Genomic DNA, 22,728 nt, shown 5'->3' with positions numbered 1-22,728 from the left:
GTGCCAAGGGGTCCGACATGTCCACTCGCCACCTGGTCCCGCTGCTTGCCGTCTCGTTGCTGGTCGCTGCACTGGCAGGTTGTGCGACCCGACCGCCTGCCGAGCCCGTGCCCGACGTCCTGGCTCGCGCGGACGCCGCATTCGGCCTGCGCGAGTTGCCGCAGGTGGAGGCCCAGACCCTGTTCGCGTTGCCGCCGGACCTGCGCGAGATGCTGCAGCAGCCCGAGTTGCGCGCGCTGTCCAGCGGCCAGCGCCTCAACGCGCTGATCGACGCCGTCTTCGGCGCCGACCGCAAGCGCTTCGGCTATGGATCGGACCAGTCAACACCAGCGGCGCAGACGTGGGCCCGGCGCCGCGGCGACTGCCTGTCCTTGACGATCCTCACCTACGCCGCGGCGCGTGCGCTGGGGCTCGATGCACAGATGCAGGAGGTGCGCGTGCCCGCCGTGTACGAGCGCCGTTCCGGCATCGACTTCGTGAACCGCCACGTCAACGTGGTCGTGCGCCTGCGCAGCCGCAACCCGATCGAGGACGTGCTGCAGATGCAGACGGCGGTCATCGACTTCGAGCCGTTGCTCACGGGCGGAGAACGCGGCACGCCGCTGAGCGAGGCCGCGGTGCTCGCGCGCTACTACAACAACCTGGGCAGCCAGGCGCTGGCGGCAGGGGACTCGCAGCGAGCCTACGGCTTGTACCGCGCCGCGATCACGGCCGACCCGCTGTATGGCGCCGCGCACGGCAACCTGGCGCTGCTGTTGCAGCAGCGTGGAATGGCGGCCGAGGCAGAGCGGCTGCTGCGCCGTGCCGTGGCCCTCGGCGACCAGCCCGACGTCGCACTCGCCGCCTTGCACCAGCTGCTGCTGACCCAGCAGCGCACGGCCGAGGCCGAAGTCGTGGCCGAGCAGCTGCGTGCAGCGCAGGAGGGCGACCCGTACCACTGGATCTCGCGCGGGGTGGCCGCGCTCAACGAAGGCCGTGACCGGCAGGCGGTGGCCGACCTCGAGCACGCGCAGGAACTCACCGCCGGCTTCACCGAGGTGCATGGCTGGCTGGCCCTGGCCTACTGGCGCATGGGCCAGGCTGGCCGCGCGCGAGAGCAACTGGCGCAGCTGGAAGCGCTGCAGTCAGGCTCGGCCCTGGCGGGCAAGCTGCGCCGCAAGCTCACCGCCACGCCCTGAGTGAGACGGGATTGCGGCGCGTGACAGGTCAGCGGGTCTGGCTGGCGCCGCGGCCCGACTTGTAGTCTTCGTAGGCCTGGTCCATGCGTGCCTGGCGATCGCTGTCCGACGAGGACGGGGAGCTCGAGGCACCCATGGCCCGGCTGTCCGCGGCCTGCGCGGTGTTGCGGTCGTGGTGCGACCTGGCCTTGCTCATCTTGTGTTCGCCCTTGTGAACCATGTGGCGCGTCTTGTCGCCGGCCCGGTGGGCCGCGTCCTTGGTCTTCTGGCCAACCGACTCGTGGGTCGAATCCGTGGACGAGCGGTCCTGGGCGAAGGCGGTGCCGCCGGCGACGGCGAGCGTGCAGGCGAGGGCGATCAGGGTGTGTTTCATGTGCGTACTCCCGTGAAGTTCGTCGATCGCTCGATCTGATCGCTCCGGGGTGCGCTCGGCTGTCGGAATGCGTCGGCTTCCTGCGTAGGGCAAGCAAGGCCGCGAAAAAGGAAAGAGGGTCAGCGGCAAGACCGCTGACCCTCTTCAGTGTTGGTGGCGCTTCACGGATTCGAACCGCGGACCTGTGGATTATGATTCCATCGCTCTAACCGACTGAGCTAAAGCGCCAAGAGGGCGAGATTATAGCCGGTCATCGATGGCCGAAAGCCGGGGTCCGTTTGGCGAGGAACGCGTCCATGCCTTCTTTCTGGTCCGCGGTCGCGAACATCGCATGGAAGAGCCGGCGCTCGAACTGCACGCCGTCCGACAGGGCCCCTTCGAACGCACGGTTCACCGACTCCTTCGCGGCCATCGCCGCCAGCCTCGGCATCTGGCAGATCGCCAGCGCGGCGCCCAGCGTTTCCTCCATGAGCTTGTCGAGCGGCACTACGCGGCTGACCAGCCCGGCGCGCTCGGCCTCCTGCGCGTCCATCATGCGCGAGGTGAGCACCATGTCCATCGCCTTGGACTTGCCCACGGCACGCGGCAACCGCTGTGTGCCGCCGGCCCCGGGAATGATGCCGATCTTGATCTCGGGCTGGCCGAACTTCGCGTTCTCGGCCGCGATGATGAAGTCGCACATCATGGCCAGCTCGCAGCCACCACCCAGCGCGAAGCCGCTCACCGCCGCGATCACGGGCTTGCGGATCGAGCGGATGGCTTCCCAGTTGCGGCTGATGAAGTCGCGGCCGTAGACGTCCGCGAACTCGTACTTCGCCATGGCCGAGATGTCGGCGCCGGCGGCGAATGCCTTCTCGCTGCCGGTGACCACGATGCAGCCGATCGCGTCGTCGGCGTCGAACGCCTTGAGTGCAGCGCCCAGCTCGTCCATGAGCTGGTCGTTCAGCGCGTTGAGTTGCTTGGGCCGGTGCAGCGTGACGATGCCGACCTGGCCGGCTTCGGTGCGCACCTGCAGGGTCTCGTAGGCCATGGTGTCTCCTGGGTCGCGCCGACTATACCCAAGCGTCCGAGGGAAACCATGCTCCGGCGCGGCAGGTGCCGCTGCTAGAGTCGCCCGCCAGGAGACACACGCCATGAGCGAATCCACCGTCCTGTTCGAGACGCGCGGCGCCGTCGCGATCGTCACGCTCAACCGGCCCAAGGCCCTCAACAGCTTCACGCGCGCGATGCACCAGGACCTCTGGTCCGCGCTGGACCGCATCGAGGCCGATCGCAATCTGCATGCTGCTGTCATCACTGGAGCAGGCCGCGGCTTCTGTGCCGGCGCGGACCTCGGCGAATTCGATTTCGCGCCGGGGCCGAACCTCGTCGAACGTGCCGATCCCGGCCCGGTGATCGACAAGGCCTTCAATCCCAGCGTGCGCAAGTTGATGGCGCTGCGCGTGCCCACCGTCGCCGCCGTCAACGGCGTCGCCGCCGGGGCCGGTGCGTCGTTCGCGATGGCCTGCGACATCGCCATCGCCGCGCCCGAGGCCAGCTTCATCCAGGCGTTCAGCAGGATCGGCCTGATTCCGGATGCGGGCGGCACCTGGTTCCTCGTCAGGAAGCTCGGCCTTGCACGGGCCATGGGATGCGCGATGCTGGGCGACAAGATGTCGGCGCAGGAGGCGAAGGAAGCCGGCCTGATCTGGGACGTGGCGCCGCAAGGACAGGACTGCGTGCAGGCAGCACTGTCCGTGGCGGAGCGGCTCGCCGCACTGCCGACCAGGGCGCTCGTCGCCACCCGGCAGGTGATGCGCGCAGCGGCGTCCAACGACCTCGACAAGCAGCTCGACCTGGAGCGCGACACGCAATCGGCGCTGGGCCGCACGCACGACTACATCGAGGGTGTCAGCGCGTTCCTGCAGAAGCGCGCGCCGCAGTTCAGGGGCGAGTAGGCGTGAGCACGCCCGAGCAACTTGCCGCCCGCGTGGGCGAGGCCATGTTCGCCAGCGATCGCGCCTCGCGCGAGACCATGGGCATGGAGTTGGTCGCCTGCACGCCGGGCCGCGCGGTGATGCGCATGGTGCTGGACGAGCGCCACCTGAACGGCCACCGCATCTGCCATGGCGGCTTCATCTTCACGCTGGCCGACTCGACGTTCGCGTTCGCCTGCAACAGCCACAACAAGGTGACGGTGGCGGCGGGCTGCAGCATCGAGTTCCTCAAGCCCGGCCACCTGGGCGACGTGCTCACCTGCGAGGGTATCGAGCAGGCGCTGCAGGGGCGGCACGGCATCTATGACATGAAGGTGACCAACCAGCGCGGCGAGATCGTGGCCATGTTCCGCGGCAAGAGCGCGCAGGTGCAGGGCCACGTGATTCCCCAGGAGCCATGATGGACCGCTTTCCCCTCGAGCCGATCGAGAAGGCCAGCCTCGACGAACTGCGCGCGCTTCAGTTGAAGCGCCTGCGCGCGACGCTGTCCCACGCGTATGCCAACTCGCCGGCCTACCGCGCCAAGTTCGATGCGGCCGGCGTGCATCCCTCCGACTGCCGCGAACTGTCCGACCTGTCGCGGTTCCCGTTCACCAGCAAGGCGGACCTGCGCGAGGGCTACCCGTTCGGCATGTTCGCCGTGCCGCGCGAGCAGTGCGTCCGCATCCATGCCTCCAGCGGCACGACGGGCAAGCCGACGGTGGTGGGCTACACGCGCGGCGACATCGACATCTGGTCACAGGTGATGGCGCGCAGCATTCGCGCCAGCGGCGCGAAGCCCGGCGACATGGTGCACGTGAGCTACGGCTATGGCCTCTTCACGGGCGGGCTGGGTGCGCACTACGGTGCCGAAAAGCTCGGACTAACCGTCGTGCCGTTCGGCGGTGGCCAAACCGAGCGCCAGGTCCAGCTGATCACCGACTTCCGGCCGGACATCATCATGGTCACGCCAAGCTACATGCTGGCGATTGCCGACGAATTCGAGCGCCAGGGGCTGGATCCGCGCGAGAGCAGCCTGCGCCTGGGCATCTTTGGTGCCGAGCCCTGGACCAACGACATGCGCGCCGCGATCGAACGGCGCATGGGCATCGACGCGGTCGATATCTACGGCCTGTCGGAAGTGATGGGGCCTGGCGTCGCCAACGAATGCGTCGAGACCAAGGACGGCCCGACGATCTGGGAAGACCACTTCTATCCCGAGATCATCGACCCCGAGACCGGCCGAGTGCTGCCCGACGGCGAGCTCGGCGAACTGGTGTTCACCAGTCTCACCAAGGAGGCGCTGCCCATCGTGCGCTATCGCACGCGTGACCTCACGCGCCTCTTGCCAGGCACGGCGCGCACGATGCGCCGCATGGAGAAGATCACCGGCCGCAGCGACGACATGATGATCGTGCGCGGCGTCAACGTGTTCCCGACGCAGATCGAGGAGTTGATCTGCAAGCGTGTCGAACTCGCCCCGCACTACCTGTGCATCCTCACGCGCGAGGGGCCGCTCGACTGCCTCACCGTGGCGGTCGAAGCGCGCCAGGGACTGTCGCACGAGAGCGACGAAGCGCGGGGCGCGGCCGAGCGGCTGGCGCACGAGATCAAGACATACATCGGCACCACCGCCAGAATCGACCTGCGCGCGGCCAACGGCATCGAACGCAGCCTGGGCAAGGCGAAGCGGGTGCTGGACCAGCGCGGCAAGTAGAAGGGCGGCAGCGCCTCGAAGCGCGGACCGCCCTCACGGGGGACGCGGGCAGGGAGCCCGCGTGTTCGACAACGAGGAGGAACCATGCCTTTCGTCGGTCTGGGGCTGCACCTGGTGGTGGCCCTGTTCTTCGCGGTGCACGCGATGCGTTCGGGCCAGAACATGTACTGGCTCATCATCCTGTTCAGCTTTCCGATGCTGGGCAGCATCGTCTACTTCCTGGTGGTGTACCTGCCCGATTCCCTCCTGGAACGCGGCGCGCGCAAGGCGGTCGCGCGGGCCGCCCGTGCGCTCGACCCCGGACGTGAATTGCGCGAGGCGCGCGCCGCGCTGGAAGAGACGCCGACAGCGCAGAACCAGATGCGGCTCGCTGCGGCGCTGCTCGACGCCGGCCAGGCCGAGGAGGCGGTGCGGGAGTACCAGGTCTGCCTGAAAGGCCCGTTCGTCAGCGATCCCGAGATCCGCCTTGGCGCCGCGCAGGCCTTGCTGGCCGCCGACCAGCCGCACGCCGCCGTGGGGCACCTGCAGTCCATCCGCGCGCAGGACGCCGAGTGGCGCGCCGAGCGCGTGAGCCTGCTGCTGGCGGAATCGCTGGCAGGGGCTGGACGCATGCCCGAGGCCCGCGCCGAATACGAATCGGCGGTGCAGCGTTTCGGATCGTTCGAAGCCAAGGCGGAGTACCTGATCTGGGCCCTGGCCTGCGGTGACCGCGAGTTGGCGGCGCGCCTGCAGCAGGAGGTGCAGCGCGCCAGCGGGCGCTGGAACCGCCACACGCGCGAGTTGAACCGGCCGCTGCTCGCGCGGCTGGACGCCGCCTACGCGCTGGCCCGCGGCAAGGCCTGAGGCCGCCGGGGGATCAGCGCTGGTCGATGCCTTCGACCAGCAGGTCGACCACGGCCTCGTCCCCCATCGACACCCGCACCCGCACCGGCAGGTACTGCAGCGTGGGCGCGAACCACATGTCCATGTAGATGTTGCCGTGCGGGCTGGCCAGCGGCCTGGGGCGCAGGTGGAACGCCTCCACCGCCCCGAGTTTCGTGGCGAGCACCTCGCGCTCGACGATGTCGTAGGTCCACACGTCGATCGCGCCCGGGCGTGCCATCCAGAACGTGACGCTGCGTCCCACCTCGAGCCGCTCGCGGCCGGTGGCGAACCGGTGGCTCAGCTCGACGAACTGGCTGGCGGTGTCCTGCACGCCGTCAGGACGCGGCACGACCTTCGCGTTGTCCAGCGTCACCTCGCGTTCGCCGATGCGCAGCAGCCGCGGCTTGCCGTTGCGCATCTCCTCGTAGGCCGACGGCAGCAGCGTGGTCGCGTCGACCACGCCCTGGCTGGTCATCGAGAAGCTGGCGAACGGCGTGATCTCGACCTCCACGCGCGCCTGGTAGCGCGTGTCCTGCCGCTGCCACAGCACGCGCCCGCTGCCGTACAGAGGCCCGCCACGGAAGGAGCCGCTCAGGGCATAGCGCAGCCGCGTATCTGCGGGCCAGCTGTCGCCCGCGCTGGCCGTCACCGGTGCCGAGGCGGCGCTGCTGGCCGCCTGCGCGGGCTCTGAGGCGGCCGGCTGCGCCGCCGAGGCCGCTGCTTCGGGTGCGACCGCGGCGACCGCGTCGCTTGCAGCTGGCTGCGGCGGTTCGGCGGCCGGTGTTTCTTGCGCCACACCGGGCGCCGGGGCGGGCGGTGTCGAAGGCTTCTTCGCGATGCGAGCCGCGGGCCGGGGCCGGGGCTTGGGCGGCACCACCGCGACGGGCGCTTGCACCTGCACCGGTTCCTTCGGCGTGAGCACGCGCGTGTACATCGGCGGCTTCATCGTCTTCAGCGTGCCCGTCGCGATGCGCAGCCCCGAGGCCCAGTGCAGCACGGCCAGGTGGCCGGTGATGACCACGGCCACCAGCGCAAGCAGTCCGCGCCGGGTGCGCGGGCTCAGGCGTTCGGGGCCAGCCATGGCTGCGCCCGCGCGGTGTCGCGCAGCACCAGCCGCCAGGTGGTGGCAGCCGCCGGCAGGTGCAGCTCGAGCCGCAGCAGCCGCCGGTCGCGCGCGACCAGCGCGATGACGCGGCGGTGCGTGCCCGCATAGAGCGGCAGGTCGTCTAGCTTGGTGAGGCGCCAGGCATCGCCCGCCACCTCGATGCCGATCCACTCGTCGTTCGCGGCCATGCCGGCCTGTTCGGCCGCGCCGCCACGCAGCACGGTCTTCAGCCGCACCGCGCCGCCGGATTCCTCGCTGCGGATGCCCAGCCGCTGCTGCAGCTGCGCCGGCTCGTCGAGGGCGAAGATGCCCTGCTTCTGCAGCAGGTCCGCCAGCGGCAGTTCGCGCGTGCCATGCACCCAGGCCGCGATCTCGCGCGCGAAGCTGCGGCCGCCGAGTTCGCGCAGCACGCCGGCGAAATCGGCCTCGGTCATCGGTCCCGCCTTGCAGCGCTGCCACAGGGCCCGCATCACGTCGTCCAGTGTGGTGCGGCCCTCGGCGCGCAGCGTGAGGTCGAAGCACAGCGCCACCAGCGCGCCCTTGGTGTAGTAGCTCACCGTCGCATTGGGCGTGTTCTCGTCCTGCCGGTAGTACTTGACCCAGGCGTCGAAGCTGGCATTGGCCACCGGCTGCACCTCGCGCCCGGGCGTCTGCAGCACCTGGTTGATGGTCTTGTTGACCAGGCGCACGTACGTGGCGTCGTCGATCAGTCCGGCGCGGCGCAGCAGCAGGTCGTCGTAGTAGCTGGTGAAGCCCTCGAAGAACCACAGCAGCTGGGTGTAGTTCTCCCGCGTGTAGTCGTACTGCGCGAACTCGGCCGGCCGCAGCTGCTTGACGTTCCAGGTGTGGAAGTACTCGTGGCTGATCAATCCGAGCAGCGTGGTGTAGCCGTCGCTGGTGCGCGCCTCGCCCAGCCGCGGCAGGTCGCGACGCGATGCGATCAGGGCCGTGGAATTGCGGTGCTCCAGGTCGCCGTAGCCATCGTCCACCGCATTGAGCATGAAGACGTAGCTCTTGAACGGCGGCTTCTTGCGGTCGTGCCAGAAGCGGATCTCGGTCTCGCAGATCTTCTGCACGTCGCCGAGTAGCCGGTTGCCGTCGAACGACTCCGCGGCGCCCGCCACCACGAGCCGATGCGGCACGCCGCAGGCCTTGAAGTCGGCGCTCCAGAAGTTGCCCATCTCCACCGGGCAGTCGACCAGCTCGTCGTAGCCATCCGCCTGGTACAGCCCGAAGCCGCGCTTGCCCACGCGCAGCGGCGCGAGCCCGGTGGCCGCCTCCCAGCCCGGACGCGGCGCCACCAGTTCCAGCTGGTGCGGCTGTCCTTCCTGGCCATGCACGCGCAGGCACAGGCTGGTGCCGTTGAAGAAGCCGCGCGACGCGTCGAGCCAGGCGGTGCGCACGGAGTTGTCCATCGCATACACCTCGTAGGCGAGCACGAGGGGGCTGCTGGGCACGCAATCGGCCTGCCAGGTGCACTTGTCCAGTTGCACCAGCGGCACCAGCCGGCCGTCCTGGCGCGCCACCAGCCGCTGCAGGTTCTTGGCGAACTCGCGCACCAGGTAGCTGCCCGGGATCCACACCGGCAGCGAGACGCGCTGCCCGGCCTGCGGCTGCTCGATGGTGAGCGTGACCTGGTACAGGTGCGCGTGGAGATCGGCCGCTTCGATGCGGTAGTGCAGCCGGTGCGCCGGGACGCGTTCGCGCGCGGGCTCACTTGGCTTCGGCCAGCAGCTTCTCGACGTCCGCCGTGCTGATGGCGCCCGGGATCCGGCGGCCGTCGGTGAACACCAGCGTGGGCGTGCCCGTGACCTGGTAGCGGCGGCCCATCTCGACGTTGCGGGCCAGCACGGAGACATCGCAGCCCTGTGCGGCGGGCAGCGGCTGCTCGCGCACCATCCAGTCCTGCCAGGTGCGCGCCTTGTCCTTGGCGCACCAGATCGCCTTCGACTTCTCGGTGGAATCCGGGCCGAGGATCGGGTACAGGAACACGTGGATGGTGACGTTGTCCACCTTCTGCAGGTCGCGCTCGAAGCGCTTGCAGTAGCCGCAGTTGGGATCCTCGAACAGGGCCACGCGGCGCTTGCCGTTGCCGCGCACGATGGTGAAGGCGTCCTTGAACGGCAGCTTGTCGAACTCGATCGCGGTGAGCTTGGCGGTGCGCTCCTCGGTGAGGTTGCGCTTGGCCTTGGCGTCGATCATCTGCCCGTGGATCAGGTAGTTGCCTTCGGCGTCGGTGTAGTACAGGTCGCTGCCCACACGCACTTCGAACACGCCGGCCATCGGGGTCTTCGTGACCTCGTCGATCGTGCCCATCATCGGCAGCCGCTCGGTGAGGTTCTTGCGGATCGCGGCTTCCTGCGCGCCCGCGGCCGTGGTGGCCAGCAGCCCGGCCACCAGCAGCCCGCGCAGCAGGGTGTTCAACGTCGTCATCATCGTTCCAGTCATCAGAGAAAGAGGGTCAGAGGCGGCCCGCGGCCTGCCGCACCACCCAGGATTTCAGCGGGCTGGCGGCTTCGAAGCCGCGCATGCCCCAGTTGCGGAAAGCGGTCCACGCCGCATGGTCCTGCGCGAACAGCTGCTGCAGGCCGTCGGTGACGGCGCCCGTGGACAGCACGTCGGCCTTGCGTGCGCGCTCGTAGCGGCGCAGCAGCTTCGGATCGCCCACGCCGCGCCAGTATTCACGCTCGTGCAGGACCTGCGCCAGCGTCCTCGCATCGGCCAGCCCGAGGTTCAGGCCCTGGCCCGCGAGCGGATGCACGGTGTGCGCGGCGTCGCCGGCGAGGGCCCAGCCCGGCCCGGTCCAGCGGTCGGCGCGCGCCAGTTGCAGCGGCCATGCGGCCCGCTCACTTGCCAGCTGCAGGCTCCCGAGCGCCTGCTGCGAAGCCGCGCTGACCAGGGTTGCGAATTCCTGGGCGTCGCAGTGGAGCAGCCGCTCGCTGCGCTCCTGCTGCACCGACCACACCAGGGCCACGTCGTGCGCGCCTTCGCCCGCGGTCTGGCCGCCCAGGGGCAGCAGTGCCAGCACTTCGCCATTGGCGAACCACTGGCGCGCGACGTGGCCGTGCGGCCGTTCGCTGCGCAGCCGCGCGGCGACGGCATGCTGCCCGTACGGGCGGATGTCGTACTCGACCCCGAAGTCCGCCCGCGTGCTGCTGGCACGGCCTTCGCACACGATCGTGAGCGCCGCCTCGGCGGGCGCCGTCAGCGTGGTCACCGAGGGCTGGAAGCGCAGGGCTTCGGCCAGCCGCTGCTCGAGCGCGGGCACGTCGACGATCCAGGCCAGCGCCGGCGATTGGCCGGCGTGGAAGTGCACGGTGCCGTCCTCGTCGCCATGCACTTCCATGCCCAGCACGGGCGTGGCGTGGGCCTCGTCGGGCCAGGCCCGCACGGATTCGAGCAGCTGGCGCGATGCGGCATTCAGCGCGTACGCGCGAACGTCGCTGCCCGGCGCCGGCTGCAGGTCGACCAGCCCGACGCGCAGGCGTTCCGCAGCCAGCAACAGGGCAAGCGAGCGGCCAACGATTCCCGCGCCGCGGATGCAGACGTCCAGCACAGTGGCCATGCGCCGATTCTAGGCGGCTGCCCGGCGGCAGCCCGGGCGCGCAGGGCACAATCCATCGGTCGAGTTCGCCCGCCCGTCCATGTCCTCCGCATCCCCCGAGTTCCAGGCCCGCATCGCGCGGCTGTTCGCCTATCCGGTCAAGTCCTGCGCGGGCGTCGAGCTCACTGAAGCCGTGCTCACCGAGACCGGCCTGGACCTCGATCGCGCCTGGATGGTGGTCGATGCGAAGGGGCAGGGCGTCACCCAGCGCGAGCTGCCGCGGCTGGCGCTCGTGCGCACGCAGATCAAGCACCACGAGGTGGTGCTGCGCGCGCCCGGCATGCTGGCGCTGCACCTGTCGATCGACGCCGTGGAGGAGCCGGTGCGGGTCCGCGTCTGGGATGACGAAGTGCCGGCGTACGACATGGGCGCGGTCGCTGCGCAGTGGTTCAGCGATTTCCTCGGCGTGGCGCTGCGCCTGGTGCGGTTCGATCCCGAGCATCGGCGGCTGTCGAGCCTGCAATGGACCGGCGGCGTGGAAGCGCTCAACCAGTTCAGCGACGGGTTCCCGCTGCTGGTGCTGAGCGAGGAGTCCCTCGCGGGGCTGAATACGCGCTTGGCCGCAGCAGGTCGCGCTGCCGTGGGCATTGAACGCTTCCGGCCGAACCTGGTGCTGGCCGGCATCGAGGCGCACGACGAGGACCGCATCGCCGAGCTGCACATCGCCGCCACGCAGCCGGTCTGGTTGCAACTGGTCAAGCCGTGTCCCCGCTGCCCGATCCCCAACATCGACCCGGCCACGGCAGACACCGACCCGGTGGTGATCGACACGTTGCAGGCCTACCGCCACGACCCGCGTCTCGAGGGCGCGATCACCTTCGGCATGAATGCCATCGTGCGCGAAGGCGAGGACCAGGTGCTGCGCGTCGGGCAGGCGGTCACCGGTCGCTGGCACTTCTAGCGGTCAGCCCGCTGCCGGGCCGCGCAGCGCGCCGACGCAGGCAGGACCTTGGCATACACTTTCCCGCTTGTCTGTCTGGAACTGCCATGAGCTTGAAGTGCGGCATCGTGGGTCTGCCCAACGTGGGCAAGTCGACCCTGTTCAATGCCCTGACCAAGGCGGGAATCGCCGCCGAGAACTACCCCTTCTGCACGATCGAGCCGAACGTCGGCATCGTTGAACTGCCCGATCCCCGGCTGGCGCAACTGGCTTCCATCGTGAAGCCCGAGCGCATCGTCCCGGCGATCGTCGAATTCGTGGACATCGCAGGCCTCGTTGCCGGCGCGAGCAAGGGCGAGGGCCTGGGAAACCAATTCCTCGCGCACATCCGCGAGACCGATGCCATCGTGAACGTCGTGCGGTGCTTCGAGGATCCCAACGTCATCCACGTCGCCGGCAAGGTCGATCCCGTCTCCGACATCGAGGTGATCCAGACCGAGCTGTGCCTGGCGGACCTGGGCACGGTGGACAAGAGCCTGGCCCGCTACACCAAGGCCGCCAAGTCCGGCAACGACAAGGAAGCCGCGAAGCTGGTGGCGGTGCTGACCAAGGTGCAGGCGACGCTGAACGAAGGCAAGCCGGTGCGCACGCTGTCCTTCACCGACGAGGAACGCGCGCTGCTCAAGCCGCTGTTCCTGATCACGTCCAAGCCCGCGATGTTCGTGGCCAACGTCGACGAGAGCGGCTTCGAGAACAACCCGCTGCTCGATCGCCTGCAGCAGTACGCCGCCGCGCAGAACGCGCCGGTGGTGGCCATCTGCGCCAAGATGGAAGCCGAGATGGCCGACATGAGCGACGAGGACAAGCAGCTGTTCCTGGCCGAGATCGGCCAGCAGGAGCCGGACCTGAACCGCCTGATCCGCGCGGCCTTCAAGCTGCTCGGGCTGCAGACGTACTTCACCGCGGGCGAGAAGGAAGTGCGGGCCTGGACCGTGCGCATCGGCGCCACCGCGCCGCAGGCCGCCGGCGTGATCCACACCGACTTCGAGCGCGGCTTCATCCGCGCGCAGACCATCGGCTTCGACGACTACATCCAGTTCAAGGGCGAGCAGGGTGCCAAGGACGCCGGGAAGATGCGCAGCGAAGGGAAGGAGTACGTCGTCAAGGACGGCGACGTGATGAACTTCCTGTTCAACGTCTGAGCCAGCGGCGCTAGTGGAACCCGGGAATGCCACCCGGGAACATCTTCAGCAGCACCATCGTCATCACGACGTAGCGCAGCAACTTGCCGATCGCCATGTAGCCCGCGCAGCGCCAGAACGGCAGGCGCAGCCAGCCGGCAACCGCGCACAGGGGATCGCCCACCACGGGAAGCCAGGACAGCAGGCAGGCCTTCGGTCCGAGTCGCCGCAGCCAGTCGGTCGCCTTGGCGTGGGTGCGCGAGTGGCGCCACTTGTCCACCACCTGGTGCGCCTCGTACCCGAGCCACCAGTCGAACATGCCACCGAGCGTGTTGCCCGCAGTGGCGACCAGCACGGCAGGCCCCAGCAACTGCGGATTGAGCTTGACCAGGCCGAACAGCGCCGGCTCGGAACCGAGCGGCAGCAGCGTGGCCGACACGAACGAGACGATGAAGAGCGTCGACAGGCCGTACTGGGGCAGCGCCAGGGCCGCGAGCAGGGTGTCGAGCCAGGCTTGCATGCGCGCGCATGTTACGGCAGTCAAGAGGTGTGAACCTGTAGGCACGAACCCGTTCTGGCTTCGTGCGACCGCCTGGTCGCCGCATACAATCGTGCCTCATTTTTCAGCAGCATCCTCCGGCTTTCCCATGCGCATCGGCCCGTACATCCTGGCGAACAACGTGTTCGTCGCGCCGATGGCCGGCGTGACGGACCGGCCGTTCCGCCAGCTGTGCCGCCAGCTTGGCGCGGGCTACGCGGTGAGCGAGATGGTCACCTCGCGCAAGGACCTCTGGAACAGCCTCAAGACCTCGCGCCGCGCCAACCATGACGGCGAACCGGGACCGGTGGCGGTGCAGATCGCCGGCACGGACGCGGTCATGATGGCCGAGGCCGCTGCGTACAACGCCGATCGCGGCGCGCAGATCATCGACATCAACCTGGGTTGCCCGGCCAAGAAGGTGTGCAACAAGTGGGCGGGCTCGGCGCTGATGCAGGACGAGCCGCTGGCGGTCGCCATCGCTGCGGCGGTGGTCGCCACCTGCGAGCCGCGCGGCGTGCCGGTCACGCTGAAGATGCGCACGGGCTGGGACGCGCAGCACCGCAACGCCGTGCGGTTGGCAAGCGCCTTCGAGGATGCGGGCATCCGGATGCTCACCGTGCATGGCCGCACGCGCGAGCAGGGCTACAAGGGGCAGGCCGAGTACGACACCATCGCCGCGGTGAAGGCCGCGGTGCGCGTGCCCGTCGTGGCCAACGGCGACATCGATGGACCGGCCAAGGCGCGTGCAGTGCTGGCTGCCACCGGCGCCGATGCCGTGATGGTCGGCCGCGCGGCGCAGGGGCGGCCGTGGATCTTCCGCGAGATCGTGCATGAACTCGCCACCGGCGTGCCGCTCGCGCCGCCTCTGGTGGGCGAGGTGCGTCGCCTGCTGCTGGATCACCTGCAGGACCACTACGCGCTGTATGGTGAATTCACCGGCGTGCGCAGCGCCCGCAAGCACATCGGCTGGTACGTGCGGGGGCTGCCCGGCGGCGAGGCGTTCCGCGAGCAGATGAACACGATCGAGGACGGGGCCGCGCAGCTGCGCGCGGTGGGAGGCTACTTCGACGAATTGGCGGCCTCGCACGGCGACCGCCTGCCTGTCGGGAGCAGGGTGGAAGAACAGACCGAAGAACAAGGCGCATGAGCAAGAAGCAGATCGAGGAGTGCGTGCGGAACAGCCTGGAGGGCTACTTCCGCGACCTGCGGGGGACCGAACCGGACAGCATGTACGAGATGCTGGTCAAGGTCGTGGAGAAGCCGCTGCTCGAAGTGGTCATGGCCAAGGCCGACCAGAACCAGTCCAGGGCCGCCGAGTGGCTGGGCCTGAACCGCAACACGCTGCGCAAGAAGCTGCTCGAACACAAACTGCTGAAGGGTTGAGCGTTTTCCACGCTCGGCACTGAACCTCTCCGAATGAACGCACTCCTTTCCGTCTCGGACAAGACCGGGATCCTCGACTTCGCCCGTGGCCTGCATGGCCTCGGCATCAAGCTCATTTCCACCGGAGGCACGGCCAGGCTGCTGGCCGACAACGGACTGCCCGTCACCGAGGTGGCCGAGGTCACCGGCTTTCCGGAGATGCTGGACGGGCGCGTGAAGACGCTGCATCCCAAGGTGCATGGCGGCCTGCTGGCGCGGCGCGACCTGCCGGAGCATGTGGCGGCGCTGAAGCAGCACGGCATCGACACCATCGACCTGCTGGTGGTGAACCTCTATCCGTTCGAAGCCACGGTCGCCAGGCCTGGCTGCACGCTGGAGGACGCCATCGAGAACATCGACATCGGCGGCCCGGCGATGGTGCGCAGTGCGGCCAAGAACTGGAAGGACGTGGGCGTGCTCACCGATGCGGCCCAGTACGGCCCCGTGCTGGAAGAACTGCGTTCGGCCCGCAAGCTCTCGGACAAGACCCGCTTCGCGTTGTCCGTGGCCGCCTTCAACCGCATCAGCGACTACGACGGCGCGATCAGCGACTACCTCTCGGGCATCCAGGAGGATGGCACCCGCGCGCTGTTCGGCGGCCAGTCCAACGGCCGGTTCCGCAAGGTGCAGGACCTGCGCTACGGCGAGAACCCGCACCAGCAGGCTGCGTTCTACCGCGACCTGTATCCGGCGCCCGGTTCGCTGGTCACGGCGAAGCAGCTGCAGGGCAAGGAGCTCTCGTACAACAACATCGCCGATGCGGACGCCGCCTGGGAATGCGTCAAGAGCTTCGACGCGCCCGCCTGCGTGATCGTCAAGCACGCCAACCCCTGTGGGGTGGCGATCGGCAAGGATCCGCTGGAGGCGTATTCCAAGGCCTTCCAGACCGACCCGACGTCGGCCTTCGGCGGGATCATCGCCTTCAACCGTCCGGTGGACGCTGCTGCGGCCCAGGCCGTGGCCAGGCAGTTCGTCGAGGTGCTGATGGCGCCCGCCTTCGCGCCCGAGGCGCTGGAGGTGTTCAAGGCCAAAGCCAACGTGCGCGTCCTGCAGATCGCGCTGCCGCCGGGCGGCGCCACCGACTGGGACAACGGGCGCAATGCGATGGACGTCAAGCGCGTGGGATCGGGTTTGCTGATGCAGACCGCCGACAACCGCGAGATGACGGCCGGCGAGCTGAAGGTGGTGACGAAGAAGCAGCCGACGCCGGCGCAGCTGCAGGACCTGCTGTTCGCGTGGAAGGTGGCCAAGTACGTCAAGTCCAACGCGATCGTGTTCTGCAAGGACGGCATGACGATCGGTGTCGGGGCGGGGCAGATGAGCCGCATCGACTCGGCGCGCATCGCCAGCATCAAGGCCGAGAACGCGAAGCTGTCGATGGCCGGCACCGTGGTGGCCAGCGATGCGTTCTTTCCGTTCCGTGACGGGCTGGACGTGGTGATCGACGCCGGCGCCACCTGCGTGGTGCAGCCGGGCGGCAGCATGCGTGACGCCGAAGTCATCGCGGCGGCCGACGAGCGCGGGATCGCGATGGTGTTCACCGGGGTTCGGCACTTCCGGCACTGAGCGCCGGAGGGCGTCGGCCCCCGAAAGGAAGGGTGTCATGCCGGGCTCGACCCGGCATCCAGCGACGGCGTGTGGACCGGCGCCGTCCTGGATTGCGGGTCAAGCCCGCAATGACAGGCCTCAGGCCTGCGTGGATCCGGCGAACGCTTCCCGCGCCGCCTGCACCGTCTCCGCGATGTCCTGCTCCGAATGCGCGGCCGACACGAAGCCGGCTTCGTACAGCGCCGGGGCGATGTACACGCCGCGATCCAGCAGGCCATGGAACAGCGTGTTGAAGCGGGCGCCGTCCGTCTTCATCACCTGCCCGTAGTTGCGCGGCAACTCGGGCAGCAGGAAGAAGCCGAACATGCCGCCCTCGCTGTCGGCGCTGAAGGCGACGCCGGCCTGGCGAGCTGCGCCAGCCAGGCCTTCCATGAGGCCGCGCGTCTTCGCGACCAGGGCGTCGTAGAAGCCGGGCTTGCGCACTTCGGTCAAGGTGGCGAGGCCGCAGGCCGTCGCGACCGGGTTGCCCGAGAGCGTGCCGGCCTGGTACACCGGACCGAGAGGGGCCAGCTGCTCCATGATCGCGCGCGGCCCGCCGAACGCCGCCAGCGGCATGCCGCCGCCGATCACCTTGCCCAGCACGGTGAGGTCGGGACGGAAGCCGGGGATCTGCTGCGCGTAGAGCGCCTGCGCGCCGCCCAGCGCCACGCGGAAGCCGGTCATCACCTCGTCGAACACCAGCAGCGCCCCGTGCTGCGTGCACAGCTCCCGGCAGCGGCGCATGAACGCGGTGTCGGCGCGCACGAAGTTCATGTTGCCCGCGATCGGCTCGATCATCAGGCAGGCGATGTCCGGTCCGTGCAGCACGAAGGCTTCCTCCAACTGCTGCACGTTGTTGTATTCGAGGACCAGCGTGTGCTGCACCACTTCGGGCGGCACGCCGGCGCTGGTGGGATTGCCGAACGTGGCCAGGCCCGAGCCGGCCTTGACCAGCAGGGCGTCGGCATGACCGTGGTAGCAGCCCTCGAACTTGACCAGCTTGCTGCGGCCGGTGAAGCCGCGCGCGAGCCGGATGGCGCTCATCGCGGCTTCGGTGCCGGAGCTCACGAGGCGGACCATGTCCAGGCCTGGCATGACGGCGGCGATGGCTTCGGCCAGTTCGATCTCGCGCTCCGTGGGGGCGCCGAACGAGAAGCCGTCGCGCACCGCGCGTTGCACCGCTTCGACCACCGCGGGATGGCCGTGGCCCAGGATCATGGGTCCCCACGAGCCGATGTAGTCGATGTACCGCCGGCCTTCGGCGTCCCAGAAATACGGCCCTTGCGCCCGCTGCACGAAGCGGGGCGTGCCGCCGACGGCGCGGAAGGCACGCACGGGCGAGTTGACGCCGCCGGGGATGATGCGGCGCGCGCGCTCGAAGAGGGCCGCGTTGCGGCCGGAATCAGTGTTTTGTGTCATGGGCGGGCATGTCCAGTACCTGGAGCGCGTGGACTTCCTCCTGCGTCAGTTCCTGCTCCGGCTCGTCGCCCTCGGGCTGGGCCCAGAACAGCCGGTCGGGCACGACGTTGCCCATGCCCGGGCGGAAGCCGGCGTCGAGGCAGCGATCCAGGTAGGCGAGCGCCTCGGTGGTCGCGGCGGCGAGGTCGCTGCCGCTGGCCACCAGCGCCGCGAGGGCGGCCGACAGCGTGTCGCCGGCGCCGGAGAACACGGCCTCGAAGCGCTCGAACTTCTCGCTGCCCAGCACCGCCTGGGGGAGGCGAGCACGTTGTCCAGGAACTGGTCGGGGCAGGGGATGCCGGTGACCAGCGTGTAGGCCACGCCCATCTCGGAAGCGGCCTTGGCGATGTCGCGCGCGCCGGGGCTGCGGTCGCTGCTCCAGTCCGGAAGCAGCCAGCGCCAGAGCGTGCTGTGGTTGCCGACCAACACGGTCGTCTGCGGCAGCATCAGCTCGCGGAAGGCATCCAGGTACAGGTCGATCTGCGATTCGTCCCACCACGAGAGGTTGGGCATGTACGCGATGACGGGCACGTCGGAGTAGTCGGCGGCGATGCCCGCGACGGTGCTGATCGCCTCCGGGCTGCCGACGAATCCGACCTTGAAGACCTGCGCCGGCGTGTCCTCCAGGATCGAGCGCGCCTGCTCCGCGATGGCCTCCTCGTCGAAGGAGAAATGGTCCATTACCTCCGCGGTGTCACGGGCGTAGGCGCCCGTGACGACGGGCAGTGCGTGGGCGCCCACGGAGGCGATCGCGGTGACGTCGGCAGCCAGTCCGCCGATCCCGCTGGGATCGCTCGCATTGAACACCATCACGCACGCGGGACCGGTGTCGTCCTCGGGCTCCTCGGACTCGGGAGCGGGTGTGGTGGGGATCGGGTTGGTCATGAGCCTGAATCATCCAGGCGTCAGCACTGTGCGAAATCGCCGCAGGTGCCATCGATACAATCGTTGCATTCTATTCGAAGGCCCCTTAAGCTGTGACTGAAGCGAAAACCTGGATGTGTCTGATCTGCGGGTGGATTTACGACGAAGCCGCCGGCGCACCCGACCACGGCATTCCACCCGGCACGCCGTGGGAACAAGTCCCCATGAACTGGACCTGCCCGGAGTGCGGCGCACGCAAGGAAGACTTCGAGATGGTGCAGATTTAAGGAGGGGAGCGAAGTTTCATCTTCGGATGGCGACGCGGTCCCGGGCAGTTACAAGAACATGAGGAGCAGCGTCACATGAGCACGACCGGGCTCAAGGTGCTGGTGATCGATGACAGCAACACGATCCGCCGCAGCGCCGAAATCTTTCTGAAGCAGGGCGGCCATGAAGTGATGCTGGCCGAGGACGGATTCGATGCGCTGGCCAAGGTCAACGACTACCAGCCGAACCTGATCTTCTGCGACATCCTCATGCCGCGTCTGGACGGCTACCAGACCTGCGCCATCATCAAACGCAATGCCAAGTTCGCCGGTGTCCCGGTGGTGATGCTGTCCTCCAAGGACGGCGTGTTCGACAAGGCGCGTGGGCGCATGGTGGGGTCGGAGGACTACCTCACCAAACCATTCACCAAGGACCAGCTGCTGCAGACGGTGCAGCAGTTCGGTGCCTCCGCGCAATAGATCTAGGAGATTTCGCAATGGCGATCAAGAAGGTGCTCGTGGTCGATGATTCCAAGACCGAGCTGATGTTCATGACGGACCTGCTGCAGAAGAATGGCTTTGCAGTGAAGACGGCGGAGAACGCCGAGGACGCATTCCGCCGCCTGGCCGACGAGAAGCCCGACCTGATCCTGATGGACGTGGTCATGCCCGGTCAGAACGGGTTCCAGCTCACGCGCGCCATCACCCGCGATCCGCTGTATGCCGACGTGCCGATCATCATGTGCACGAGCAAGAACCAGGAAACCGATCGCGTCTGGGGCATGCGCCAGGGCGCTCGCGACTACATCACCAAGCCCGTCGACTCCGACGAGCTGATGGCCAAGATCAAGGCCCTCGGCTGACCCGAGCGCGCACGCACCTCCCATGGCCAACCGCGAAGCGCTGCGAGAACTCCAGACCCGGCTGGCCAACCGGCTGCAGGCGGCCCGCTCGGAAGGCGTGCAGACCTCGTGGCTGGCGGTCGAGAGCGCTGGCTCGCGCTACCTGTTCCCCCTTGCCCAGTCGGGCGAGATCTTTCCCTTCGCCAGCACCCAGACGGTGCCGTACACCCAGCCCTGGTTCCTGGGCGTGGCCAACCTGCGCGGTGGCCTGTACGGCGTCGTCGACCTGGCGGGCTTCGTCGGCAACCGGCCGGCCTCGGCGCGCCCGGACGGCAGTCGTGCCGACAGCGGCCGGGCCGAGGCGCGCCTCGTTGCCCTGGGCGCCACGCTCGAAGTGAACTGCGCCCTGCTGGTCGACAAGCTCACCGGCCTGCGCAATGCCGAAGCCTTCACGTCCAGCAGCGAGCCGCCGGCCGGCTCGCCCGAGTATTTCGGCAGCGGCTTCACCGATGCCGGCGGCGCCTACTGGCAGGAGATCAACCTGCAGGCGCTCTCCCAGCAACCCCAGTTCCTGAGCATCAGCGCTTGAAGCATTCCCGGAAGGCTTTGCATCCATGTCCCTCCTGAAGAACCTGTTCTCGAAGAAGTCCTCCGATGGGGAGTCCAGCGGCGATCTGAGCCTCGGGTCGGTCGACCTTGCGGGCGGCACCACGATCGACGCGCAGCGCAGCGGCCTGATGGCCCTCACGCCGGACAGCGTCGACGAGCCGGAATCGATCGATCCGCTGCCCCAGCAGCAGGCCGAACTCGTCTCCATCCCGCTGCTCGGGCGCCGCACCATCGTTGCGCACCAGCGCGTCCTCTTCGCACTGCTGGTCGTCGCGCTGGGCGTGCTGGGCTCGGTGGCGGTGCTGGCCGTGCGGCAGGCCGACAAGGTCGCGCAGCAGGTGAAGGCCACCGGCGACTCGCTGACGCAGTCGCAGCGCCTCGCCAAGTCGGTGTCACAGGCGCTGGTGGGCAGTGCGCAGGCGTTCCCGGACGTGAAGGAAAGCTCGGCGGTGCTGGCGCGCTCGGTGCGCGGCCTGAAGGCCGGTGACGAGGAACTGCGCCTCGCGGCAGTGGCCTCGCAATACCAGCCCGGCATCGGCAAGGTCGTCCCGATGATGGAACGCGCCGAGAAGAACGCCAAGACAGTGATGTCGCAGCAGAAGATCCTGACCCAGGTGGGTACCGCGCTGCGCACCATCAACCGCCAGTCGTCGGACCTGCTGGAGATCGCCGAGACGGTGTCGTCGCTCAAGCTGCAGCAGAACGCCGCGCCGGCCGAGATCTCGGCCGCTGGCCAGCTCGTGATGCTGACCCAGCGGATCGGCAAGTCGGCCAACGAGTTCATGACCCTCAACGAGGGTCTCTCTCCCGAAGCCGTGTTCCTGCTCGGCAAGGACCTGAACTCGTTCAAGGAAATTGCGCAGGGCCTGCTGGAAGGCAGCCCCGAGCTGCGCCTGGCCGGCACCAAGGATCCGCAGATCCGCGAGCGCCTGGACGCGCTGCTCAAGGTGTACGAGGAGACCCGTTCGCAAGCCGGCGCCATTCTTGGCAACCTGCAGGGCCTGGTGTCCGCACGCGAGGCGCAGGCCGGCATCATTGCCGACTCCGAGCCGATGCGTAAGGCGCTGGAAGACCTGCAGCGCGACTTGTCCTCGCAGACCGGCCTGGGTTTCGGTGCCCTGGTCGCGCTGGTGCTCGCCGCGCTGTTCGCCATCGCCTGTTCCGTGGGCCTTGCTTATGTGCAGCTGCAGGACAGCCGCAAGCGCCAGGAACTCGCCGAAGCGCAGCGGCACGAGGCCGAGCGCCAGGAGCAGGAAGCCAAGCGCGTCAACGACGCCAACCAGGCCGCCATTCTTCGCCTGATGAACGAACTGCAGACGGTGGCCGAGGGCGACCTGACGCAGGAAGCCACGGTGACCGAGGACATCACGGGCGCCATCGCCGACTCGGTGAACTACACGGTGGAAGAACTGCGCCAGCTGGTGGGCAACGTGCAGAACACGGCTACGAAGGTGGCGCAGACGACGGCGCAGGTGGAGTCGACCTCCACCGAGCTGCTGGCCGCGTCGACCGAGCAGCTGCGCGAGATCCGCGAGACCGGCCAGTCGGTGCTCGACATGGCGTCGCGAATCAACCAGGTGTCCGGACAGGCGCAGGAATCGGCCAAGGTTGCGCGCCAGTCGCTGCAGGCTGCCGAGTCGGGCCTCGCCGCCGTGCAGAACGCCATCGGCGGCATGAACTCCATCCGCGACCAGATCCAGGAAACCTCCAAGCGGATCAAGCGGCTGGGCGAGTCGTCGCAGGAGATCGGCGAAATCACCGAGCTGATTTCCGACATCACCGAACAGACCAACGTGCTGGCCCTGAACGCGGCCATCCAGGCAGCGTCCGCCGGCGAAGCCGGCCGCGGCTTCTCGGTGGTGGCGGAAGAAGTGCAGCGCCTCGCGGAGCGCTCCGCCGACGCCACGCGCCAGATCTCGGCGCTGGTGAAGACCATTCAGACCGACACGCAGGATGCCGTGGCCGCCATGGAGCGCTCCACGCAGGGTGTGGTCGAGGGAGCCAAGCTGTCCGACAACGCCGGCACGGCGCTGACCGAGATCGACCAGGTGTCGCGACGCCTCGCCGAGCTGATCGAACAGATCTCGTCGTCGGCATCCAAGGAAGCCGAATCGGCCAACGTCGTGGCCGGCAACATCCAGCACATCTTCGCGGTGACCGAGCAGACCGGTGAAGGCACGCGGTCCACGGCCCAGCAGGTGCGCGAACTGTCCCGCATGGCCGAGGAACTGCGCCAGTCGGTGGCGCGATTCAAGATCGCGTGACCGGGAGCCGCGTGGGAC

The 22,728-nt window shown here is 68.5% G+C and carries 23 protein-coding genes, 1 tRNA gene and 1 pseudogene; 15 read left to right on the top strand and 10 right to left on the bottom strand.

From position 1 onward, the window contains the following. Positions 1 to 17: 17 nt before the first annotated feature. A complete protein-coding gene (locus tag ACPWT1_RS02270) occupies positions 18 to 1,178 on the top strand; it encodes a tetratricopeptide repeat protein (protein ID WP_427913804.1) in 1,161 nt (386 codons plus the stop codon). Positions 1,179 to 1,206: 28 nt separating this feature from the next. Here ACPWT1_RS02270 and ACPWT1_RS02265 read toward each other — a convergent pair whose 3' ends face one another. From ACPWT1_RS02265 to ACPWT1_RS02255, 3 genes are all read right to left on the bottom strand, one after another. Continuing rightward, on the bottom strand, positions 1,207 to 1,551 hold the full coding sequence (locus ACPWT1_RS02265; RefSeq protein WP_427913803.1) for a hypothetical protein: 345 nt from the start codon (positions 1,549 to 1,551) through the stop codon (positions 1,207 to 1,209). 151 nt (positions 1,552 to 1,702) lie between these two features. Then, positions 1,703 to 1,779: transfer RNA gene (locus ACPWT1_RS02260), tRNA-Met, on the bottom strand. Between the two features lie 22 nt (positions 1,780 to 1,801). After that, entirely contained in the window at positions 1,802 to 2,581 is a 780-nt protein-coding gene (locus tag ACPWT1_RS02255; RefSeq protein WP_427913802.1) for an enoyl-CoA hydratase, read from the bottom strand. A gap of 103 nt (positions 2,582 to 2,684) precedes the next feature. Here ACPWT1_RS02255 and ACPWT1_RS02250 point away from each other — a divergent pair, with 103 nt between their 5' ends. From ACPWT1_RS02250 to ACPWT1_RS02235, 4 genes are all read left to right on the top strand, one after another. Then, positions 2,685 to 3,488 (top strand): enoyl-CoA hydratase-related protein, encoded by an 804-nt coding sequence (locus tag ACPWT1_RS02250; protein WP_427913801.1) that lies wholly within the window; start codon positions 2,685 to 2,687, stop codon positions 3,486 to 3,488. Between the two features lie 44 nt (positions 3,489 to 3,532). Next, a complete protein-coding gene (paaI, locus tag ACPWT1_RS02245; RefSeq protein WP_427915632.1) occupies positions 3,533 to 3,928 on the top strand; it encodes a hydroxyphenylacetyl-CoA thioesterase PaaI in 396 nt (131 codons plus the stop codon). Further along, positions 3,925 to 5,223, top strand: a complete 1,299-nt coding sequence (paaK, locus tag ACPWT1_RS02240) for a phenylacetate--CoA ligase PaaK (RefSeq protein WP_427913800.1) — start codon at positions 3,925 to 3,927, stop codon at positions 5,221 to 5,223. Before paaI ends, paaK begins: the two co-directional genes overlap by 4 nt. 84 nt (positions 5,224 to 5,307) lie before the next feature. After that, complete coding sequence (locus ACPWT1_RS02235) at positions 5,308 to 6,066, top strand: hypothetical protein (RefSeq protein WP_427913799.1); 759 nt, start codon at positions 5,308 to 5,310, stop codon at positions 6,064 to 6,066. A gap of 13 nt (positions 6,067 to 6,079) precedes the next feature. Here ACPWT1_RS02235 and ACPWT1_RS02230 read toward each other — a convergent pair whose 3' ends face one another. The 4 genes from ACPWT1_RS02230 to ACPWT1_RS02215 are packed head-to-tail and all read right to left on the bottom strand — an operon-like array spanning position 6,080 to position 10,757. Beyond that, positions 6,080 to 7,168, bottom strand: coding sequence for a DUF3108 domain-containing protein (locus ACPWT1_RS02230; RefSeq protein WP_427913798.1), 1,089 nt, complete (start codon positions 7,166 to 7,168; stop codon positions 6,080 to 6,082). Continuing rightward, complete coding sequence (locus ACPWT1_RS02225; protein WP_427915631.1) at positions 7,147 to 8,874, bottom strand: M61 family metallopeptidase; 1,728 nt, start codon at positions 8,872 to 8,874, stop codon at positions 7,147 to 7,149. Before ACPWT1_RS02225 ends, ACPWT1_RS02230 begins: the two co-directional genes overlap by 22 nt. A gap of 31 nt (positions 8,875 to 8,905) precedes the next feature. Beyond that, entirely contained in the window at positions 8,906 to 9,625 is a 720-nt protein-coding gene (locus ACPWT1_RS02220; RefSeq protein WP_427913797.1) for a DsbC family protein, read from the bottom strand. Between the two features lie 28 nt (positions 9,626 to 9,653). Continuing rightward, entirely contained in the window at positions 9,654 to 10,757 is a 1,104-nt protein-coding gene (locus ACPWT1_RS02215) for an FAD-dependent monooxygenase (protein ID WP_427913796.1), read from the bottom strand. Positions 10,758 to 10,836: 79 nt separating this feature from the next. Between ACPWT1_RS02215 and ACPWT1_RS02210 the strand changes: the two genes are divergently transcribed. Both ACPWT1_RS02210 and ychF read left to right on the top strand, forming a co-directional pair. Next, positions 10,837 to 11,697 (top strand): MOSC domain-containing protein, encoded by an 861-nt coding sequence (locus ACPWT1_RS02210; RefSeq protein WP_427913795.1) that lies wholly within the window; start codon positions 10,837 to 10,839, stop codon positions 11,695 to 11,697. 86 nt (positions 11,698 to 11,783) lie between these two features. Next, the gene (ychF, locus tag ACPWT1_RS02205) at positions 11,784 to 12,878 is read left to right on the top strand and encodes a redox-regulated ATPase YchF (protein ID WP_427913794.1); all 1,095 of its coding nucleotides are present in this window, start codon (positions 11,784 to 11,786) and stop codon (positions 12,876 to 12,878) included. 10 nt (positions 12,879 to 12,888) lie between these two features. Here the strand turns inward: ychF and ACPWT1_RS02200 are convergent, their stop codons facing one another. Further along, the gene (locus ACPWT1_RS02200) at positions 12,889 to 13,377 is read right to left on the bottom strand and encodes a YqaA family protein (RefSeq protein ID WP_427913793.1); all 489 of its coding nucleotides are present in this window, start codon (positions 13,375 to 13,377) and stop codon (positions 12,889 to 12,891) included. A 127-nt stretch (positions 13,378 to 13,504) separates the two neighbouring features. Here ACPWT1_RS02200 and dusB point away from each other — a divergent pair, with 127 nt between their 5' ends. The 3 genes from dusB to purH are packed head-to-tail and all read left to right on the top strand — an operon-like array spanning position 13,505 to position 16,386. Further along, a complete protein-coding gene (gene dusB / locus ACPWT1_RS02195; protein WP_427913792.1) occupies positions 13,505 to 14,545 on the top strand; it encodes a tRNA dihydrouridine synthase DusB in 1,041 nt (346 codons plus the stop codon). Then, positions 14,542 to 14,781 (top strand): Fis family transcriptional regulator, encoded by a 240-nt coding sequence (locus ACPWT1_RS02190; RefSeq protein WP_427913791.1) that lies wholly within the window; start codon positions 14,542 to 14,544, stop codon positions 14,779 to 14,781. Before dusB ends, ACPWT1_RS02190 begins: the two co-directional genes overlap by 4 nt. Before the next feature lie 33 nt (positions 14,782 to 14,814). After that, positions 14,815 to 16,386, top strand: a complete 1,572-nt coding sequence (gene purH / locus ACPWT1_RS02185) for a bifunctional phosphoribosylaminoimidazolecarboxamide formyltransferase/IMP cyclohydrolase (protein WP_427913790.1) — start codon at positions 14,815 to 14,817, stop codon at positions 16,384 to 16,386. Between the two features lie 120 nt (positions 16,387 to 16,506). Here the strand turns inward: purH and hemL are convergent, their stop codons facing one another. Beyond that, complete coding sequence (gene hemL, locus ACPWT1_RS02180) at positions 16,507 to 17,826, bottom strand: glutamate-1-semialdehyde 2,1-aminomutase (protein WP_427913789.1); 1,320 nt, start codon at positions 17,824 to 17,826, stop codon at positions 16,507 to 16,509. Next, a pseudogene (gene thiD / locus ACPWT1_RS02175) lies at positions 17,810 to 18,750 on the bottom strand (bifunctional hydroxymethylpyrimidine kinase/phosphomethylpyrimidine kinase). Before thiD ends, hemL begins: the two are co-directional and overlap by 17 nt. A 113-nt stretch (positions 18,751 to 18,863) precedes the next feature. Between thiD and ACPWT1_RS02170 the strand changes: the two are divergent. From ACPWT1_RS02170 to ACPWT1_RS02150, 5 genes are all read left to right on the top strand, one after another. Continuing rightward, on the top strand, positions 18,864 to 19,016 hold the full coding sequence (locus tag ACPWT1_RS02170; protein WP_200786535.1) for a rubredoxin: 153 nt from the start codon (positions 18,864 to 18,866) through the stop codon (positions 19,014 to 19,016). A gap of 75 nt (positions 19,017 to 19,091) precedes the next feature. Further along, entirely contained in the window at positions 19,092 to 19,475 is a 384-nt protein-coding gene (locus ACPWT1_RS02165; protein ID WP_427913788.1) for a response regulator, read from the top strand. Positions 19,476 to 19,492: 17 nt separating this feature from the next. Beyond that, complete coding sequence (locus tag ACPWT1_RS02160) at positions 19,493 to 19,858, top strand: response regulator transcription factor (RefSeq protein ID WP_427913787.1); 366 nt, start codon at positions 19,493 to 19,495, stop codon at positions 19,856 to 19,858. A 22-nt stretch (positions 19,859 to 19,880) separates the two neighbouring features. Further along, a complete protein-coding gene (locus ACPWT1_RS02155; RefSeq protein WP_427913786.1) occupies positions 19,881 to 20,426 on the top strand; it encodes a chemotaxis protein CheW in 546 nt (181 codons plus the stop codon). 25 nt (positions 20,427 to 20,451) lie between these two features. Further along, entirely contained in the window at positions 20,452 to 22,710 is a 2,259-nt protein-coding gene (locus tag ACPWT1_RS02150) for a methyl-accepting chemotaxis protein (RefSeq protein WP_427913785.1), read from the top strand. The last annotated feature ends 18 nt before the right edge of the window (positions 22,711 to 22,728 follow it).

The sequence above is a fragment of the Ramlibacter sp. MMS24-I3-19 genome, assembly GCF_050320135.1.
Taxonomy (GTDB): Bacteria; Pseudomonadota; Gammaproteobacteria; order Burkholderiales; family Burkholderiaceae_C; genus Ramlibacter.
Note: the sequence above shows the minus strand (reverse complement) of the source record. Positions and strands in the feature narration are given on the sequence as shown.

What these genes read in the sequence shown, in the direction of transcription:
- ACPWT1_RS02200 (WP_427913793.1), bottom strand. Translation starts at nt 13,377, where the DNA reads ATGCAAGCCTGGCTCGACACCCTGCTCGCGGCCCTGGCGCTGCCCCAG.
- purH (WP_427913790.1), top strand. Translation starts at nt 14,815, where the DNA reads ATGAACGCACTCCTTTCCGTCTCGGACAAGACCGGGATCCTCGACTTC.
- paaI (WP_427915632.1), top strand. Translation starts at nt 3,533, where the DNA reads ATGTTCGCCAGCGATCGCGCCTCGCGCGAGACCATGGGCATGGAGTTG.
- ACPWT1_RS02160 (WP_427913787.1), top strand. Translation starts at nt 19,493, where the DNA reads ATGGCGATCAAGAAGGTGCTCGTGGTCGATGATTCCAAGACCGAGCTG.
- hemL (WP_427913789.1), bottom strand. Translation starts at nt 17,826, where the DNA reads ATGACACAAAACACTGATTCCGGCCGCAACGCGGCCCTCTTCGAGCGC.
- ychF (WP_427913794.1), top strand. Translation starts at nt 11,784, where the DNA reads ATGAGCTTGAAGTGCGGCATCGTGGGTCTGCCCAACGTGGGCAAGTCG.
- ACPWT1_RS02220 (WP_427913797.1), bottom strand. Translation starts at nt 9,625, where the DNA reads ATGACGACGTTGAACACCCTGCTGCGCGGGCTGCTGGTGGCCGGGCTG.
- ACPWT1_RS02270 (WP_427913804.1), top strand. Translation starts at nt 18, where the DNA reads ATGTCCACTCGCCACCTGGTCCCGCTGCTTGCCGTCTCGTTGCTGGTC.
- ACPWT1_RS02255 (WP_427913802.1), bottom strand. Translation starts at nt 2,581, where the DNA reads ATGGCCTACGAGACCCTGCAGGTGCGCACCGAAGCCGGCCAGGTCGGC.
- ACPWT1_RS02250 (WP_427913801.1), top strand. Translation starts at nt 2,685, where the DNA reads ATGAGCGAATCCACCGTCCTGTTCGAGACGCGCGGCGCCGTCGCGATC.
- ACPWT1_RS02230 (WP_427913798.1), bottom strand. Translation starts at nt 7,168, where the DNA reads ATGGCTGGCCCCGAACGCCTGAGCCCGCGCACCCGGCGCGGACTGCTT.
- ACPWT1_RS02170 (WP_200786535.1), top strand. Translation starts at nt 18,864, where the DNA reads ATGTGTCTGATCTGCGGGTGGATTTACGACGAAGCCGCCGGCGCACCC.
- ACPWT1_RS02165 (WP_427913788.1), top strand. Translation starts at nt 19,092, where the DNA reads ATGAGCACGACCGGGCTCAAGGTGCTGGTGATCGATGACAGCAACACG.
- ACPWT1_RS02150 (WP_427913785.1), top strand. Translation starts at nt 20,452, where the DNA reads ATGTCCCTCCTGAAGAACCTGTTCTCGAAGAAGTCCTCCGATGGGGAG.
- ACPWT1_RS02215 (WP_427913796.1), bottom strand. Translation starts at nt 10,757, where the DNA reads ATGGCCACTGTGCTGGACGTCTGCATCCGCGGCGCGGGAATCGTTGGC.
- dusB (WP_427913792.1), top strand. Translation starts at nt 13,505, where the DNA reads ATGCGCATCGGCCCGTACATCCTGGCGAACAACGTGTTCGTCGCGCCG.
- ACPWT1_RS02210 (WP_427913795.1), top strand. Translation starts at nt 10,837, where the DNA reads ATGTCCTCCGCATCCCCCGAGTTCCAGGCCCGCATCGCGCGGCTGTTC.
- ACPWT1_RS02190 (WP_427913791.1), top strand. Translation starts at nt 14,542, where the DNA reads ATGAGCAAGAAGCAGATCGAGGAGTGCGTGCGGAACAGCCTGGAGGGC.
- ACPWT1_RS02155 (WP_427913786.1), top strand. Translation starts at nt 19,881, where the DNA reads ATGGCCAACCGCGAAGCGCTGCGAGAACTCCAGACCCGGCTGGCCAAC.
- ACPWT1_RS02265 (WP_427913803.1), bottom strand. Translation starts at nt 1,551, where the DNA reads ATGAAACACACCCTGATCGCCCTCGCCTGCACGCTCGCCGTCGCCGGC.
- paaK (WP_427913800.1), top strand. Translation starts at nt 3,925, where the DNA reads ATGATGGACCGCTTTCCCCTCGAGCCGATCGAGAAGGCCAGCCTCGAC.
- ACPWT1_RS02235 (WP_427913799.1), top strand. Translation starts at nt 5,308, where the DNA reads ATGCCTTTCGTCGGTCTGGGGCTGCACCTGGTGGTGGCCCTGTTCTTC.